Source organism: Paenibacillus caui (assembly GCF_019904135.1).
GTDB classification, from domain to species: Bacteria; Bacillota; Bacilli; order Paenibacillales; family Paenibacillaceae; genus Fontibacillus; species Fontibacillus caui.
In genome coordinates this window covers 28,226-45,041 of record NZ_JAIOGQ010000009.1, presented here as the reverse complement: position 1 = coordinate 45,041, position 16,816 = coordinate 28,226, and the positions used below count along the sequence as shown (strand labels likewise).

Annotated in this window: 12 protein-coding genes; 4 read left to right on the top strand and 8 right to left on the bottom strand. The window is 52.1% G+C overall.

The annotated features are described in order from the left end of the window. Window positions 1–16: 16 nt before the first annotated feature. The 4 genes from K7397_RS07285 to K7397_RS07270 all read right to left on the bottom strand — a co-directional run bounded on the left by K7397_RS07285 (window position 17) and on the right by K7397_RS07270 (window position 3,262). Window positions 17–1,405, bottom strand: a complete 1,389-nt coding sequence (locus tag K7397_RS07285; RefSeq protein ID WP_223067290.1) for an MBOAT family O-acyltransferase — start codon at window positions 1,403–1,405, stop codon at window positions 17–19. 164 nt (window positions 1,406–1,569) lie between these two features. Continuing rightward, on the bottom strand, window positions 1,570–2,040 hold the full coding sequence (locus K7397_RS07280; RefSeq protein WP_223067289.1) for a DinB family protein: 471 nt from the start codon (window positions 2,038–2,040) through the stop codon (window positions 1,570–1,572). A gap of 161 nt (window positions 2,041–2,201) precedes the next feature. Next, window positions 2,202–2,882, bottom strand: a complete 681-nt coding sequence (locus tag K7397_RS07275; RefSeq protein ID WP_223067362.1) for a CidB/LrgB family autolysis modulator — start codon at window positions 2,880–2,882, stop codon at window positions 2,202–2,204. Further along, on the bottom strand, window positions 2,882–3,262 hold the full coding sequence (locus K7397_RS07270; RefSeq protein WP_420488757.1) for a CidA/LrgA family holin-like protein: 381 nt from the start codon (window positions 3,260–3,262) through the stop codon (window positions 2,882–2,884). Before K7397_RS07270 ends, K7397_RS07275 begins: the two co-directional genes overlap by 1 nt. A gap of 127 nt (window positions 3,263–3,389) precedes the next feature. Here K7397_RS07270 and cidR point away from each other — a divergent pair, with 127 nt between their 5' ends. Together cidR and pdaA are read left to right on the top strand one after the other, a co-directional pair. Continuing rightward, window positions 3,390–4,286: a cidABC operon transcriptional activator CidR gene (gene cidR / locus K7397_RS07265; protein WP_223067288.1), complete on the top strand. Its 897-nt coding sequence runs from the start codon at window positions 3,390–3,392 to the stop codon at window positions 4,284–4,286. Window positions 4,287–4,429: 143 nt separating this feature from the next. Next, window positions 4,430–5,149, top strand: a complete 720-nt coding sequence (pdaA, locus tag K7397_RS07260; RefSeq protein WP_420488761.1) for a delta-lactam-biosynthetic de-N-acetylase — start codon at window positions 4,430–4,432, stop codon at window positions 5,147–5,149. 150 nt (window positions 5,150–5,299) lie between these two features. On the opposite strand, the gene K7397_RS07255 is transcribed toward pdaA, so the two are convergent. The 4 genes from K7397_RS07255 to K7397_RS07240 all read right to left on the bottom strand — a co-directional run bounded on the left by K7397_RS07255 (window position 5,300) and on the right by K7397_RS07240 (window position 15,166). Then, on the bottom strand, window positions 5,300–9,358 hold the full coding sequence (locus K7397_RS07255; protein ID WP_420488760.1) for a bifunctional 2',3'-cyclic-nucleotide 2'-phosphodiesterase/3'-nucleotidase: 4,059 nt from the start codon (window positions 9,356–9,358) through the stop codon (window positions 5,300–5,302). Window positions 9,359–9,618: 260 nt separating this feature from the next. Further along, window positions 9,619–11,223 carry a two-component system sensor histidine kinase NtrB gene (locus tag K7397_RS07250; RefSeq protein WP_223067286.1) on the bottom strand — a complete coding sequence of 535 codons (1,605 nt, stop codon included), beginning with the start codon at window positions 11,221–11,223 and terminating at the stop codon, window positions 9,619–9,621. Between the two features lie 336 nt (window positions 11,224–11,559). After that, complete coding sequence (locus K7397_RS07245) at window positions 11,560–12,468, bottom strand: gluzincin family metallopeptidase (protein ID WP_223067285.1); 909 nt, start codon at window positions 12,466–12,468, stop codon at window positions 11,560–11,562. A 220-nt stretch (window positions 12,469–12,688) separates the two neighbouring features. Next, complete coding sequence (locus tag K7397_RS07240; RefSeq protein ID WP_237690746.1) at window positions 12,689–15,166, bottom strand: UvrD-helicase domain-containing protein; 2,478 nt, start codon at window positions 15,164–15,166, stop codon at window positions 12,689–12,691. Window positions 15,167–15,390: 224 nt separating this feature from the next. Here K7397_RS07240 and K7397_RS07235 point away from each other — a divergent pair, with 224 nt between their 5' ends. Continuing rightward, window positions 15,391–15,663, top strand: coding sequence for a GNAT family N-acetyltransferase (locus K7397_RS07235; RefSeq protein ID WP_223067284.1), 273 nt, complete (start codon window positions 15,391–15,393; stop codon window positions 15,661–15,663). 109 nt (window positions 15,664–15,772) lie between these two features. Further along, window positions 15,773–16,801 carry an agmatine deiminase family protein gene (locus K7397_RS07230; protein ID WP_223067283.1) on the top strand — a complete coding sequence of 343 codons (1,029 nt, stop codon included), beginning with the start codon at window positions 15,773–15,775 and terminating at the stop codon, window positions 16,799–16,801. Window positions 16,802–16,816: the final 15 nt, after the last annotated feature.

The window sequence follows — 16,816 nt, the reverse complement described above, 5'->3', positions numbered from 1 at the left end:
CCGGCTTGTCCGTAATTTAGAAGCTAAAATACAGGAATTCGCTGATTTTGTTGAAATAAACAACGGCAAATACAAACAATGCCGCGGCAAAAACAGCGCTCCGCAGTCCCGGCTTGAATCTTTCAAGCATCTGCATGGAATTGCGGCACAGCAGCGCTATCAGCATAAAGACAATCAGCCAGGCCAGATTCGTTTTGTCGATCGTGGGAATCCCGATTCCATTCAGACCGACCATGCCCTTCAGAACCTTGATGGCATCCTCCCAACTGGTTGCTCTGAAGAAGACCCAGGCGAAATTGATAAATTGAAAGGTGATGAACCAGGCCAGCCATTTCGGCATACGGATGCCCGTTTTTTGCCAAATGCGGTGAATGAACTGGGCAAAGCCATGCAAAAATCCCCAGAAGACAAACGTCCACCCGGCTCCGTGCCAAAAGCCGCCAATCAGCATAGTCAGCATTGAATTGATGTGTGTCCTTGCCGTACCTTTGCGGCTGCCGCCAAGCGGAATATAGATATAGTCCCGCAGAAACCGGCTGAGGGTCATATGCCAGCGGCGCCAGAAATCCTGAATGCTTACAGACTTATAAGGCGAATTGAAGTTGACCGGCAGCTTGATGTTGAACAGTAAAGCAACCCCGATCGCCATATCGGAGTAACCGCTAAAATCATAATAAAGCTGAAGCGTATAGGATAGCGAAGTCGTCCAGGCCTGGACGAAATTCAAATGAGTTAACGTGTCGAAACCGTTCGTCGCTACGGGAGCGAGTGAGTCGGCGATGACGACCTTCTTGAACAAGCCGATGCTGAACAGGAACAAACCTTTGGCTACATTGCTGAAGTCCAATCGCTTGTTCCGCAGCCGGTCGAACTGCGGCATCATTTCCTTGTGATGCAGAATCGGGCCGGCAATGAGGTGAGGATAGAAGGTCACAAAGAGAACATAGCTGACGATGTTGTATTCTTTCGCATTTCCACGGTAAGCGTCAACAAGATATGCAATTTGCGTAAAAGTGAAAAAGCTGATTCCAAGCGGAAGCACAATATGCAGCAGTTTGAAATCCTGAGACAGCAGGGCATTGGCATTGGTAATGAAGAAATCGGCGTATTTGTAATAGCCGAGAAGCAGTACATTAACCGTAATGGCAATGGTTAGCACGAGCTTGCGTCTGCCTGCACCGCCAGTCTGCATATGCCCGATGGTTCTGCCCATGATGTAATTGAATGCAATCGATCCGAGCAGCAGCGGAAGATACCGTATATCCCACCAGCAGTAGAAGAATAAGGAGCTCAGGGCAAGCCACAGCTTGCTGGCAAAGATCAGCTGAAGCCGGTTAAGGATGAAATAAATGATTACCGTGACGGGCATGAAGACGAAAATAAATTCGTATGAGTTGAACAGCACGCTTGGAAACACCTCTTCAGTAATTTCTATTACAACAGATTCATACCGCTTTAACAACGTGAAGCAAGCTTCACTTGTTTCAATATACTAAAAAAGCGGGAGACGGGGCAATCCAATTGGCGACAACATGTATGAAAACTTGGTGGAAAATTTTCGAAATTTGGCTATTCAAATAACGGGACCCGGGGATCGAGACTGCAGCAATGGACAAGCATGGCATGCAATTGCCCTCTATGATGATAAAGGTGGGAGACGATTTCGAGAAGCCATTCATAACGGGTATAGGTTACGCCCCAATAAGAAGTGATGTCCTGTTCAAGTTCTTCGTCGGTAAATTGAGCATATTTGCTTACAAGAAATTGGTAGTTGTTAGCCAAGTTTTCTTTGATCTCATTTAAGGTTTTGAGCGAAATATGTGCATAAAAATTACTCATGCTCTCCTCGGAAGCTCCGTCCGCGATCAAAGCATCTGCTTTGCAGATAATGGAAATATGCTCTAGCAGTTCTCTGATGGAATGTTTACCCGGCGTGGGTCTTTTCTGCAAATCATCGTCCTTAAGCTTGTCCATCATCTCAATCGTGGTATGTACAGCAACTTGAATCTGATGCAAAGCGCTGGAGCAATAGATATTCATTTTCTTCTCCCTGTTTGGTTATTTTGTCAGTTAGGACTATTATAGAACATACGATCGTTTATTAGCTATAAAAAAACCGCTCGGGGGAGCGGCATATCCGGATAAAAGTATATGGAAATATGGGCGGCTGCATGGTAAAAAAATCAGAATCACCTGCTGACTTACTGGAGCACGAACGACATCACTACCGGCGCGATTCCCAAGGTGATCAGGGCAGCCAAAATCATGGATATACTGGAGATCGTACCTGTAAGCGAACTAAGCTCAAATGCTTTGGATGTCCCTGTGCCGTGGGCGCTGGTGCCAAGCAGAACCCCGCGGGCAATTTCACTTTCAATCCGGAACAGTTTGACGATAATCGGTCCGAGGATCGTGCCGAGAATCCCTGTAATGATGACAAAAACGGCTGTCATGCTTGGTACCCCGCCGATCACCTGCGATACGCTCATCGCAATCGGCGTCGTTACGGACCGCGGGATCAGGCTGTTAATCAGCGATTCATCCAGATGCATCCATCTGGCCAAAAAGGCGGAAGAAATGATGGCGGCAATCGAACCGCTAAGTACGCTCACGAGAATTTCTACAGCGTGCTTTTTCAAGACGTTAAAGTATTTGTACAAAGGAACAGCAAAGGCTACTGTAGCGGGCTGCAGCAAATCGGTCAGCAGTTTCCCTCCCTGATTGTAAGACGAATAAGAAATCTTCGAGGCAAGCAGGCACAGAACAAGAACCAAAGGTGTAATAATCAGCGGAGAAAGATAAATGCGCGGCTTCATTTTGTACACTCTTTTGCAGACCCAATAAACAGCCAAAGTAAACAGTAGACAAATCAAGCCAACAATCATGGGTGTTTCTTCTCCTTTCGTTTGGCAATGCGGGCAGCTACCATACCTGAACTGAGCATGACGACCACTGTGCTAAGCACAACGACAAGCAGAATCTGAAGGCCTTCGCTTTCGAGCAGCGGAATATATTGCATGACGCCTACGGCGGATGGAATAAAGAATAGCAGCAGTTCAGCAAGCAGCCAGTTCGCACCGCGTTCAATCCATTCCAGCTTGATGACTTTGGTCTGAAGCAGAATGAAGATCAATACGATTCCGAGGATGCTTCCCGGTATTCTCAGATGGAGCAGTTCCGAAATTTTGTTCATCGCGATGGAAACGAAGAACAAAATGGCAACCTGCACAATCCCGGTCAGCAGGATTCGCAGTTTATTCATACTACGGATTCTACCCCTTTCATTTTCTTTTGTTACTGAAAAGTTTACAGCACTTCTTTTCATAGGTAAAATGCATATACAGAATACATATCATTCTTATTGTCTATGGGAAATGAGGTCGATCACGTTGGACATTCGCCAGCTGCAATACCTTGTTGAGGTTGCCAGACAGAGAAGCTTCACCAGAGCCGCCGAGGCTCTTTTCATTACACAGCCAACGATCAGCAAGACGATACGTGTCATGGAAGAAGAGCTTGGAGTGGTCCTGTTCGACAGACAGGGCAAGCAAATCGAGCTTACCGATGCCGGACGGATTATCGTAGAACGGGCGCAGGATATTCTGAATTCTTTCCAGAGCCTTTCAGCGGAGCTCGATGACCTGCGCAATTTAAAAAGAGGGCATATTCGCATCGGCCTGCCGCCGATGGTGGGCGCAAGCTTTTTTCCGAAATTAATGGGCCTGTTCCACCAGCGTTATCCGGAAATTACGATCCGGCTGTTTGAAGATGGAGCCAAGAAGGTGGAGATCGATGTGGCGGAAGGAGCGCTTGACCTTGGAGTCGTTGTACTGCCGACCAATGAGGAGGGCTTCAGTTGCTTTCCCTTTGTGGAAGAGAAGCTGAATCTGATTGTACATCCTTCCCACCGTCTCGCCGGAAACAAGGAAGTGGAGCTTAGCGAGCTGCATGAGGAATATTTCATTATGTTCGCTGAAGATTTTGCGCTGCATGACCGGATTATTCGCGAATGTCAGCATGCGGGCTTTCAGCCGAGGATCATCTATGAAAGCTCCCAGTGGGATTTGATCAGCCAGATGGTCGCGGCCAATTTGGGGGTGGCGCTTTTGCCGGAAGCGGTTTGCCGTGAAATGGATCCTTCCCGCATCTCCGTTTTGCCGATGGTCAAGCCGATGATTCCCTGGAAGCTGGGAATCATCTGGAGGGAGGACCGGTATTTGTCTTTTGCCGCGCGGGAGTGGATTCGCTTTGCACGTATCGTACTTCAGCAGGAAAGACAGAAGTAATTCCTATTCATGCATAATTTTGTTCATTGGGGCAGAGAGTAAACCTGATGAACGTTATGGTGAAAGGGGACAACAAGATGAAGCGCTGGACGCTGGCTTTGATTGCGCTGATGATCAGCCTTTCCTTGCTGCATGTGCCCAAGATGAATGCCACTGCATCTGCACAGGATCGGGCATTTCACTTTGGTTTCAAGCGCAGCCAGAACGGAAAGCTTCCTTCCATCGACGAGGAAGGCTTTAAGGATATTATCGAGCGGAACGATGCCGTATTTCTTGGCGATCCGACCCAAAAGGAAATCTATCTGACCTTCGATAACGGTTACGAAAACGGGTATACCAAGCCCATTCTGGATACGCTCAAAGCCAAACAGGTTCCGGCGATATTTTTCATTACCGGGCACTATGTGAAGGACCAGCCTGAACTGGTAAAAAGAATGGTGGCCGAAGGGCATTTGATTGGCAACCACTCCTGGAGCCATCCGGATATGACCACCATACCGGACAGCAAAATCAAAGAGGAGCTGGAACGCGTACGCGCCGCAGTGGCCGAGGTTACGGGCATCCAGGAAATGAGGTTTGTCCGGCCGCCGCGCGGGATATTCAGCGACCGTTCCCTGAAGGCTTCCAGGGAGGCCGGGTACCGCAGCATCTTCTGGTCGGCAGCCTATAAAGACTGGGATCCTAACGATCAAAAAGGAGCGGACTATGCTTATCAAAAGGTTCTCGCCCAACTGCATCCCGGAGAAGTGCTGCTGCTTCACTCGGTGTCCAAAGACAATGCGCAGGCACTGGGGCGAATTATAGATGAGGCCCGCAAGCAGGGGTATACCTTCAAAGCGCTGACCGAGCTTCCGGGGGCTTAAGCAAGGCCGTACACCGGTCAATTTAAGAATGGCTGCTGACGTTGTCAAAGCAAAAATCACTTTAGTAACATATGAAAAGGGGCTGCCCATAGTCTTTGTACAAGACTTTCGGGCAGCCCCTTTGTTTAAAGCGGGATTTAACGAAATGAATTAGTTCGCTTTCTTGATACGTCCTTCGATTTTCGCTTCAACCTCTTTGCCAGCGAATTTCTCTTTTACATAGGTGATAAACGCGTCAAGGTCCACTGGGCCTGCTACACGGTTGGTTCCTTCTTTAAGAACGGTAAACCCGTCCCCGCCGGAAGCCGTAAAATCATTGACGGCAATCGTGTAAGAAGCGGTGTCTTCAATCGGAGTTCCGTCTGCTTTCTTCAGCTCGATAATTTTTTCTCCAGCCGGTTTACTGTCGTCATATTTGTAGGTGAAGCCGGAAATCTGACCGATTCTTGTTTTGGCACCGCCCCATTGCTGGTTCAGCAGTGCTTTCAATTGGCTGCCGGTTACGGTCAGCTTGATCATCACATTGCCGAACGGTTCAATGCTGAACATGTCGCCATAGGTTACGTTGCCTGCCGGCATATCGTTGCGGATACCACCGGAGTTCATAAAGCCGAAATCCGCATCCATCTGGATCCGCATGCTGTCTGCAATCAGGTTGCCTAGCGCGGATTCGCCGTCAGCGTTGGCAGCGCGGGTAAGGGCAGCGGCTGTCTTGCCTACAGGTGCATTCAGGATAGGAGCATTTAGTTCCAGATACTCGCTGATCATCTTCGTGATGGCTGCATCCGGCGTTATGCCTTCATGCTTGACATCAACGATATCGGCTTTTTTGGCAGTAATGTTCTGCGTTGCACGGTCGACAACCAGATCCACATCGGAGAAGGCTGTTCCGTAAGAATAGGATTCGATAACCAGCTTACCGTCTACCATTGCGTTCAGCTTGCCATGGTCGTGTCCGCCGAAAATAACGTCGACTTCATCATCGATGCTGTTCGCCAGATCAACCACTTCACCGGTCGGTGCGTCGTTTTTGCCAGAGAACGGATCATGCGCCAGAACTACAATGGATTTGATGCCTTTGGCTTTCAGTTCGGCAACCGCTTTGTTTACGGCCTCGGTTTGATTGGTAAACGTCAAGCCTTTAACGCCTGCCGGACTAACGATGGTTGGAGTAATATTGGTCACGACGCCGATGAAGCCTACTTTAACGCCGCCTACTTCTTTAATTACATAAGGATCGAGAAGCAGTTTGCCGCTTTCGTCTACAACGTTGGCTACCACGTACGGGAAGTTCGCGCCTGCGAAGTCTTTGCCGGATTTCGGATTTTTACCGCCGTTAATCAGGCGAAGCAGTTCGGCCGAGCCTTTGTCGAATTCGTGGTTGCCGACCGTTCCCACTGCAAAGCCCATGCGATTCAGGAAATCGATGGTCGGTTCGTCCTGAAGCAGCGCAGATACCGGACGGCTTGCGCCTACCGCGTCACCCGCGTGAATAAGCAGGGTGTTGTTGTTGGTTGCTTTATATTTTTCAAGATAGGCTGCCAGGTAGTCGGCTCCGCCTACTGTAGCAACCACTTTGCCCTCTGCGTCCTTTAAGTCTTTGCTGTAGTCCAGCTGACCATGGAAGTCGTTAATGCCCAGCAGTTGGACGGAAATGTCGGTAATGAGCGTATCGACAACCTTGGCGGCTTCAGCGCGGGTAGAGGTTGCTTTTGGAACAAAACCGCCGGTGCGGCCGGTCATCACTCCGCGGTCTACCACAACGTTAATAGAAGCTTTAGCCCAAGGGCTGATCTTGGCGCTATCGGCAAAGGAAGCGGAAGTGCTCACTTTGATCGTTTCGCCTGCTTTTACATTCAGTGCGTGATTCGCCATAACCGCCATTTGCTCGCGTGTAACCGGCTCATTTGGCGAGAAGGTCGTTTTGGTCGTTCCTGAAATAATTCCGTTCTCAAATGCAGCTGCGACGGCAGAAGCATACCAGCTGCCCGCCGGAACATCCTTGAAGGAAGCCGCCTTGCTTGCTTTAAGGTTCAGAGCTTTCACCAGCAGATTCGCAAATTCCGCACGGGTAATGGTAGCGGAAGGATCGAAAGTGGTGGCTGTTTTGCCTTGGGCAATTTGCTTGGAGGCCAAATCGCTAATATAAGGATAAGCCCAATGGGTTGCAGGCACATCCGTAAATTCAGCTGCCGGCGCTGCAGGCTGTGGCGTACTCGGCTGATCCGGTGCGCTTGGCGCTGCCGCCTTGGTCAAATCAATGGAGAAAACTCCAAAGCCTTTGTCGTCCACCTTGCCGGTGTATTTAATGTTGCTTGTCAGCTTGGCGTATTGCTCAGCTTTCGGCGCAGAAGTGAAGGTTACGTTTACGCCTGCTTTAATTGGAGCAATCGACCAGTTGTTATCGGCTGTCGGGTTGATTTCCTTGCTGGCCGTAATATAGTCCATCAGAACTTGGCGGTTCTCGTCCGGTCCGTCAATGACATAGGTGCTGCCTTTAACGCCCGGGAATTTGCCGCCGCCGCTTGCACGGTAGTTGTTTGTGGCAATAATGAAATCCTGGTTCGGATCAATAGGCTTGCCTTGATATTGCAGATTAACAATACGGCTGCTGCTTGCATCGTTAACCGTACCGTCCGGATTGTATTTGGCCGGCTTGGTGACGTCGATTTGGTAGGTTACGCCGTCGATAACGTCAAAATTGTAAACCGGGAAGGCAGGATTCAGCAGCGGCTGCTCTTCCGTTTTGTTCGGATCGATCTGATTGAATTTGACTGCAGACATTTCCAGCCATTCCTTCACAACGGAACCTTTAACCAGAAGGGCCTTCAAAGTGTTGTCGTACAGGTAAAGGTCGCCGGCACTCTTGATAGCCAGAGGTCCTTTGGCGATGTCCGTATATTCTTCAGGGCCGTTGCGTCCGGCCTTGAAAGGAGCGCCTACGGACAGAACCGGCGTATTTGCATACTGCGGAAGGTTTTTCTTCACGTAGTCGGCAACGTATTCTTTCTGAGCATTCGTTACGATTTGTACGGACGGATCGTCCTGAACCAATGCGAAATAACTGTAAATAGGCGCCGTCGTTGTGCCGATCGGGCTGTTCGTGTAAGCAACCGTCGCTTCGTGCACGTCTTTCACGGCATCAACGATCGCCGGGTCCGGCTCGGCGAGCGATTTTTTGGCTGCGGAGTCATAAATCGCTTTAGTCGAAGATTGGGAATCGGCTACCGTCCATTTGCCGTCCTTCTTCTCCAGCGTCAAATCAATGATGCCAAGGTTGTTGCCGCCGTATCCGGCTTGTACGGCAGGAACGCCGTTAATCGTTCCCTTTGCGTTGTTGACTTCAGGCAGAACGTTGCCCGATGCGTCTTTGAACAGGGCGTCCAACGCTTTGTCGGTTGCCGTTGGGAACACTTTGTGAGTGTGAGAGAAGGTGATGGCATCAATGCCGGGTACTTTACTGAGCGGAAGGACTACGTCCTCATCCATCTCATTTGCTCTGGCCTTGGCGTTGAAGCCGGTATGCGCCATAGCAATGACCAGGTCCGCGCCCTCTTTCTTCATCTCAGGCACATACTTTTCGGCTGTTGCAACGATATCCTTCGTAGTGACTTTGCCTTCCAGGTTGGCTTTGTCCCATTGCATAATTTGCGGAGTAACCAGGCCCAGTACGCCGATCTTAACCGTTTGCTCCTGGCCGGCTTCGTCTTTGTAGGTTTTGGTCAAAATTTGGTAAGGCTTATAGCGGTTTACATCGTTATCGGGGTTCTTGTCTTTGTCGTCGTTATAGATGTTGGCGTTGACATAGGGGAAGCTGGCTTTCTTGATGACCTGTTCCAAAAAGCTCAGGCCATAGTTGAATTCGTGGTTGCCGAACGTCGCCGCATCATAGCCCATCAAGTTCATAGCTTTGTATACGGCGTGTACTTCATCAGCTTTGACAGGATTCACAAGAGCCTCATAGGTGCCAAGAGGAGTGCCTTGAATCAGGTCGCCGTTGTCCACCAGCAGTGTGTTGGGGACTTCCTGGCGCGCTTGCTTAACGAGCGTTGCCGTTCTGGCGAGGCCGACAGTCGGGGCATCCGCGCTCTTGTAGTAATCATAGGAGATCAGGTTCGTATGTATGTCCGTTGTCTCCATGATTCTCAGCTTCAGCGATGCGCTGTCTGATGCTGCAGATGCGACTATGCCCTGAAAAGGCAAAATCATCAAGCTGACAGCCAAGGACGCGGTAACTACTTTGCCAAGTTGTTTTCTAAATCCATTCCTCACGAAGTATTTCATCCCTCTCAATGTCAGATTATATAACTCTATTAAAAAAGAGCTACTAATATAATAATAGAGAAACCCTGAAATTTATAGGTAAATTTTATGAAAAACCCGTTTTTTTTGACCGGTGGGAAATTAGAATGGAGGGAAACGGAAAAAGGCCCCTGAAACAGGCGCCCTTTTATATCGGTATGGATGGACTAGTCTGTCGGCAAGAGAGGGAATTTGATGTAAAAAGAGGTTCCGCCGGACCCGGTTTTTACGTCCATTACCGCACCGTGCCCGGCAGCGATTCGGTAGCATATGGGCAGCCCGAGGCCCGACCCGTTCTTTTTGGTTGTAAAGAAAGGGTCCCAGATATGCTTCAGCTTGTCCTGAGGAATGCCCTTCCCGTTGTCCTCAATGATCAGGACCGCCTCGGACCCTTCCGGAAAGGTGTGAATCGTAACGGACCCGCCTTCGGCCACCGCTTCAAGGCCGTTCCGCACCAGGTTCAGAATGAGCTGGCGGAGCTGGCTCCGGTCCAGGTTGATGGCGCCGATCTCGGACAGGTTGGCGGTGACGGTTTTGCCGGCAACGATGGCGTCGGCTTCCAGCAAGGGAAGGAGCTTCTCGATGAGCTGGTTCAAATCTCCGGCTTCAAGCTCCGGACTGTCATTTCGGGCGAGCGAAAGAAACTCGCTGATAATGGCGTTGGCCCGGTCGAGCTCTTCAATCATAAGCCTTAAATAGGAGGATTGGCGGGGGTTCTGCTCCTGAGCCTCCATCAGCTGGAGAAAGCCTCTCACCGTCGTCATCGGATTCCGCACTTCATGTCCGATACCGGCTGCGATTTCCCCAACGGTATGGTACTTGGATAATTTTATAAGTTCTTCTGCGTAGCGTTCATGGATGTAGGTGTCGTGAATGATGGTGACCCTGCAGGGGATGTCGATAAGATCCAGAAAAAAGGAGTGCAGAAAGCCTGTCTTCTGCTCGCTGTTTGCGTTTGTAAACGTGACTTCCACAGAGTCGGGAGAGAATGGGGAGTTGTTTAATATATAGTCCCAGAGCGCATTCATATGAACCAAATGAGATTCATTTGTAAGGATATCACCCAGTCCAAACCCCGTAAACCGGGTGAAAGCCTGGTTGGCGGCAATAACCTGTCCATCACGCAGCGATGTAATGACCATGGGATCGGGGTTGTCTGCGAACAAGGGTTCCGACAAGGCGACGGAAGAATAGAAAGCGTATTTTTCCTTTTCCGGTGCGCTTCTGTTTTCGGCAGGGGGGACAGAAGGCTTCAGGCAAAATCGTTTGAGCGTAGGAGTAATGACATTGCAGATGGTATGTAAGAATTCTTTTTCATAAGGAGCGTAAGAAGATTTGCGCCTGGAACCGATGGCCAGAATGCCCGGCAGCTGCTGGACGAGCAGAGCCAAGCTTACGAATGATTGCAGACCGACATCGCGAAGAACCTCCAAATAGGGTTCCGTTGAAGCTTGTATATCATCGGCGTCGAAAACTTGCTCTTTCTGAAGCGATGGCAGACTGACAGGTGTCCCGGGTATATAGCACTTCAAAAGCTCCGTCTCGAAAGGAGTGATGGCGCCTCCCCAGCAGACCGGATGCAGCTTCGGGCTGGCTTGCTCATCCAAAGCGTAATAAATGTAAAAATCCAGATCCATGTAAGGTTCAAGCTTTCCGAAAAGGCTGTCGAGCAGTTCCTTCGGGCTGTTGAAGCGATCCGCGGGAAACAGTTCTTCAGAAAAAATTGTGTGGATATTATCGATGTCTACTTTGCAGAAAGCCAACCTAATCACCTCGTTTTTCCTCGTATTCTGTCAGAAGAGGAGCTATGATACCCATTATAGTAGGAAAGAGCAAAAATAGAACCGATTTTGAGAAATATCCAATCCAGTATTCACGATATGGCCCGGAACGGACGCGGGAATGCAAAAGGAAAGGGTGCCCTGGGCCATATTCATGGCGTTATAGGGCACCCTTTGCTGCAGGCTATAAGAAAGGATAATCTTACTATCATTCATTTCTGTCAGGCATAAAGAGCTTCGAGCTCAGCGACGAGAGAGCCGACGTAAGCGACTGCCCGCGAGATCGGCTCTTTCGTCGACATATCCACCCCGGCCAGGGCCATCAGTTCAAGCGGGCTCTTGCTTCCGCCTGCTTTGAGCACCCTTGAGCGCAGCCAGCCTCCTCATATGGGGGGCAAGTTCCGTAAGCAGAGTGTCATGAATCCGGTTGTAAATGTGGGTGGATACCTGCTGCGGCTGGAGCAGCATTTCGGTCACCGAGTCGTAGCCGCGAAGCCGGGAGAGCACAACCTGCTTTTTCACTTCGGTTGCGTAAGCTTCGGCAAAGGTATGGCGCGAGCCGTGCAGCGATTTGGTGAAAGAGGCGTAGGCCTCGCGGCGAAGCTTGGTATCCGCCGACATCTCGTAGTTCGTTTCGTAAAGGCGGAAGGAAACGGGCTTCTTGTTCTCGCCTTCGCCGATATCGTCAAAGGTCATATCCGAGAGCTTGCTCCGAAGATAGATGCGGTGAGGCGCGCCCAGCACTTCGCCAAGCGAAGCGAGCACGCTTTCGGTCTCGGATCCGAGGCGATGAGGCTTGGTTGCCAGAAGCAGCTTGAGGCTGCGTTCAAACGGCGCAAGTCCCGGTTCTTCGGCAACATAGGCTTCAAGCTTGCCCTCCTCAAGCTCCAGCAGTTCGGAGTCGATAAAGATCAGCGAGGAGCTAATCCGCGACATCACATCTCCGGCTTTGGCGGAACGGGCCAAATTGGCAGGGTTTGTGCCGTCTTGCGACTGGCGCAGCCGTGCGTAGGCTGAAGCTTTCAGAGCCTGCTCCATGAGCGCTTCCCGCTCGTTCAGGCAATCCAGCAGCACGCCAGGCCCCTCCCCAAGGCGGCCCTTGAAGCGTGTCATTTGATTAGCCTTGGCCTCCGCGTCCTTTAGGCTGGCTTCGAAAGCTTCCTCGGAGGCGAACAGGTCGTTCAGATTCCAGGTCGCTTCGGTCTGGACCTCGTCACGTGTCAGTATTTTTTCCATATTCATAGCTCCTTTCTCTTTAGCGGCAAGCTTCTGCTGATGTCAGCAAACCTTCCATATATCAATAATAACATAAATACTAGATGCCATAAAAAGGGATCGTGCGCGGGACGGCTCGATGAATCCGCACATCCGGTAAATTCCCCAAAGCAGCCGAATAGCTAGGCACCGAACAGCCGAGCAACCGGGCAGCCGAGTATAGTCCCTCTTGCGGGCGTGACTATACCGGCACTTCGCGGAAGCCCCTGGTCATGTCCGAACCGCAAAGCGGGCACAATCTTTCGTTCAATCCGGCTTCGCGATCGCTGACAATCCGGACCCAGGCGCTGCACGAGCGGGAGTTGCAGAGCCAGGCGGGAACAGGGCGGACCTTCGCCTGATTGCCGGGAGCGGCTGCCTCGCCCGGTCCTTTGGCGCTGCGGAAAGAGCCTTTACCCGCCGCCAGGTCGCCGTGATGGCCGGAAACTCTGGAAGCACTGCCCGCGTGTGCCGATTGGACCGATTGCGCCGGTATTGGCGGCTTTTGCGGCACGCCGTGATGCCCGCGTGCGCCTGCCTGCCGCGCGTGCCCGGGCTGCGCGGCCGCCATGTTCCCCGGGCCGCCGCTCGGGCCCCCCGCGGCACCGAAAGCCGCGAGCAGAAAGCGGGATACGCCTGCCTTTTTGCCCCGGTAACGCGCGGGCGAGCTGACGCACAGCTCCTCCCGGGCCCGCGTGACCGCCACATAGGCGAGGCGGCGTTCTTCTTCCAGCGCGGCCTGGCCCTTCTGATCCGCCGAGAGCTTGGGGTGGATATCTTTCATCCGCTCTGCGTCAAGGGCAGAAGCGTGCGGCAGGCTGCCTTCAGACGCGCCGATGAGGAAGACGACAGGGAATTCCAGGCCTTTGGACCGGTGGATGGTCATCAAGGCGACCCGATTCCCTTGCTCTTCCAGCTTGCGGGAGCGGCCTTCCTCATTTTTGGCGATTACATCGTCTATAAAGCCGATGAATTCGGCAGTGCCGGTGAACCGCTCGGCCGATGCTTCAAGCTCGTCCAGCAGTTCCTTCAGCATTTCCCTGTGCAGCGTGGCTGCCTGACGCTCATCGGTCTCCAGATAGCTGTTGTAGAACCGGCTTCGAATGAGCCGGATCGCCTCCGCGGGAGGTTGCTTGCGAAGGGAGCGGATCAGCTCCAGCCGATCCCTGATTTTATCCGTTTGAAAGTCCTTCAGGCCCGGCAGGGTCAGCAAATGGATCAGGGGCCCCTTTTTCGCCCGGCGCTTCTCGCATTCCATAATATGGGCCATGCCGAGATTGCGGTTGATATAAAGGGAGGGCAGTACATTCTCCATGGCCGCAAAATCGCGCCGGTTCAGGGAAAGCCGCAAATAATCGAGCACGGGGCGAACAGCCCGCTGCTGGTAGAGCAGCTGCCCGTCCCCGTATTCGATATGCGGGATTCCGCGCAGCACAAGCTGCTCCAGGATGGCCCGGCTGTTGCTGGCGGCGCGGTACAAAATGGCGTAGTCGCCGTAAGTTCTTTTTCCTGCTGCTACCTCTCTTTCAATCCGGTCCAGCAGAAACTCGGCTTCCTTGTCCGTTGTATACGGCCTCAGATACATCGGCCCCACGGCCCCATTCCGCCTGGCCGCCCTCAGCGTCTTCGACCGGCGCTGCAAATTATGTCGGATCATATCATTCCCGAGTCCGACAATTTTCGGATTGGAGCGGTAATTGATGTCGAGCGTAATGACGGATGCTTTCGAATACTGCTTGTCGAAATTCAGAATAAATTCGCTCCGCGCTCCGTTGAAAGAGTAGATGGTCTGGTCGTCGTCGCCGACGGCCATCAGGTTGCTGTCCGGGCCCGCAATCATTCGTACCAGCTCGTACTGGAGCAAATTCGTATCCTGAAATTCGTCCACCATCAGATAGCGAAACCGCTGTCGCAGCCAGCGCAGCCTTCGCGGATCTTCCTGCAGCAGCCGGTAGGAGCGCAGCAGCACATCATCGAAATCCATGACCTGCTGCTCGGCCTTTACCGCTTCGTACCGCCGAAAAATCTGCTTAAGCTCTCTTTCTGTCTCGCTGGTTTCCGGCAGTTCACTGATCTCCACCATATTCATTTTGGCCGAGGACAGCAGCGCAAGCAGCGTCTCCGGCTGGTAGGCGTCCTGCGGCAGACCGAGCTCGCGCATGATCTGCTTAAACATGATGTGCTGCCTGGTGGTGTCTGTAAGCAGGTCTATCGCTGCCCCTTGGCTGTAGAGATAGCGGAGGAAAAAGGCGTGAAACGTCCTAGCCGAAAGCCCGCTGATATTGTGCGTATCCAGCTCCGGCAGCCCGGCGATCCGTTCGCGCATCTCGGCCGCCGCTTTGCTGGAGAAGGTAAGCAGCAGAATGCTGGAGGGGGCTACGCCGCGGACGGCGATCAGGTACCCGGTCCGGCAGACGAGGACGGACGTTTTGCCTGAACCGGCGCCGGCCAGCGTCAGCGCGGGCCCGGTCCCGTGGCGGACCGCCCTGATTTGCTGCCGGTTCAGCAGGATTCCGTTCGCTTCAAGCCTGCGGAAATACCAGGCGTCCGGCTCCCTGTCATCGACAAGCTCCCGGCTTGTTTCCGAGGAAGCCGAAAGTGCGGTAGGAATCCTGCCTTCGGCGCCTTCGGGCTTAAATTGAAATAAATTGGCTTGCATCGGGTTCACCTTGCTTTTCATCGGTTGTTTCTTGCTGCCTGAACTCTGCTGGTAAGCAGCGCGTTAAATAAATATAACATAAGATTGGAAGCCTGAAAGAGGCATAATCCGAAAGAAGCGGGACGAAGCGCCTTGCGGCGCCAGTGGGCAAAGCATGAAATGCTTCATGTTTAAATGGATGCCAAAAAGGGCAATAGGTAAGAGAAGCGTGACCGACGAACAGATCACAAGGAGGGTATCTATTTATGAGCGAGTTGGTGCAAAGCGGCAGCGGTTTTATTTTGCAGGAGGACGGACGGCCTGTGGCGGAAATTTCTTATATACTGGACGGAGACACGATGACGATTGACCACACCTTTGTGTCGGAAGAGCTTCGGGGCCAGAAGGTAGGCGAGCAGCTTGTCCGGAAAGCCGTCCACTATGCGCGCGAGAACGGGCTTAAAATTGTTCCTGCGTGTTCTTATGCGCTTGCTTTGTTCAGACGGCATAAGGAGTATGCCGACGTATGGAAGCAGTAATGGGCGAATGGGCGGCATAAAAGAAAGTCCGTGATTGAGACGGAAGGCGGAATATTGTATGATGGGGGATGGAATGCCTAAAATTATAATCAAAGTGAGTTGAACATAGATGAATCCTAAATCCGCTAACTATTCTATGCCCCCGGAATGGGCGGAGCATGAGCGCACGCTCATCTCCTGGCCCGTTCGGGAGTCCATGGTTTTTCCGGAGCAGTATGAAGAGGTGAGCCAGGGTTATCTGGAGCTGATCCGGGCGATTGCCGAATTCGAGCCGGTGTCGGTTCTTGTCAACCCCGAGGATGTATCCCGTGTGCGAGCCTTGTTCACGGAGGACAATATCGAAATATTGCCGCTTGAACACAGCGACGCCTGGCTGCGCGACAACGGTCCGACGTTTGTTCTGAATCAGGCAAGGCAGCGCGCCGGCATCAATTGGGGCTTTAACGCCTGGGGCGAGAAGTACGCGCCGTTCGATCTCGACAATCAGGTGGCCGGGAAGCTGCTCAGCCGTTTCGGCATCCCCCAATTTGATGCGCCGATTATTATGGAAGGCGGGTCCTTCCATGTGGACGGCGAAGGCACGCTTATTACGACCGAAGAGTGCCTGCTGAACAAGAACCGCAATCCTCATTTAAGCCGCGAAGAGATTGAACAGGTGCTTAAGGATTATTTGAACGTGGAGAAGATTATCTGGCTGAAGCGCGGACTGGACGGCGACGAAACGGACGGTCACGTGGACAATGTGGCCTGCTTTGCAGGCCCAGGGAAAGTGCTGATACAGGTATGCGATGATCCTCAGGATGCGAATTATCAGATTACCCGTGACAATCTGGCCGTTCTGGAAGCGAGCACGGATGCCAAGGGCAGAGCGATCGAGGTCATTCCGGTGCAGCAGCCGCCTGCGGTAAGCTATGAAACGGCGCGGCTGACGCTGAGCTATTTGAACTTTTATTTTGTAAACGGGGGCATAATTCTGCCTTTCTTTGGCGGGACGGCTCTGGAGACGGACCGTTTGGCGCAGGAAGTGCTGCAGAAGACGTTTCCGGACCTAAAAATTCGTACCGTAAACGGCATGGCCGTCATCCGCGAAGGCGGTAATGTGCACTGCACGACACAGCAGATGCCTGCCGGAAAGTAACCATGCGGCACCATC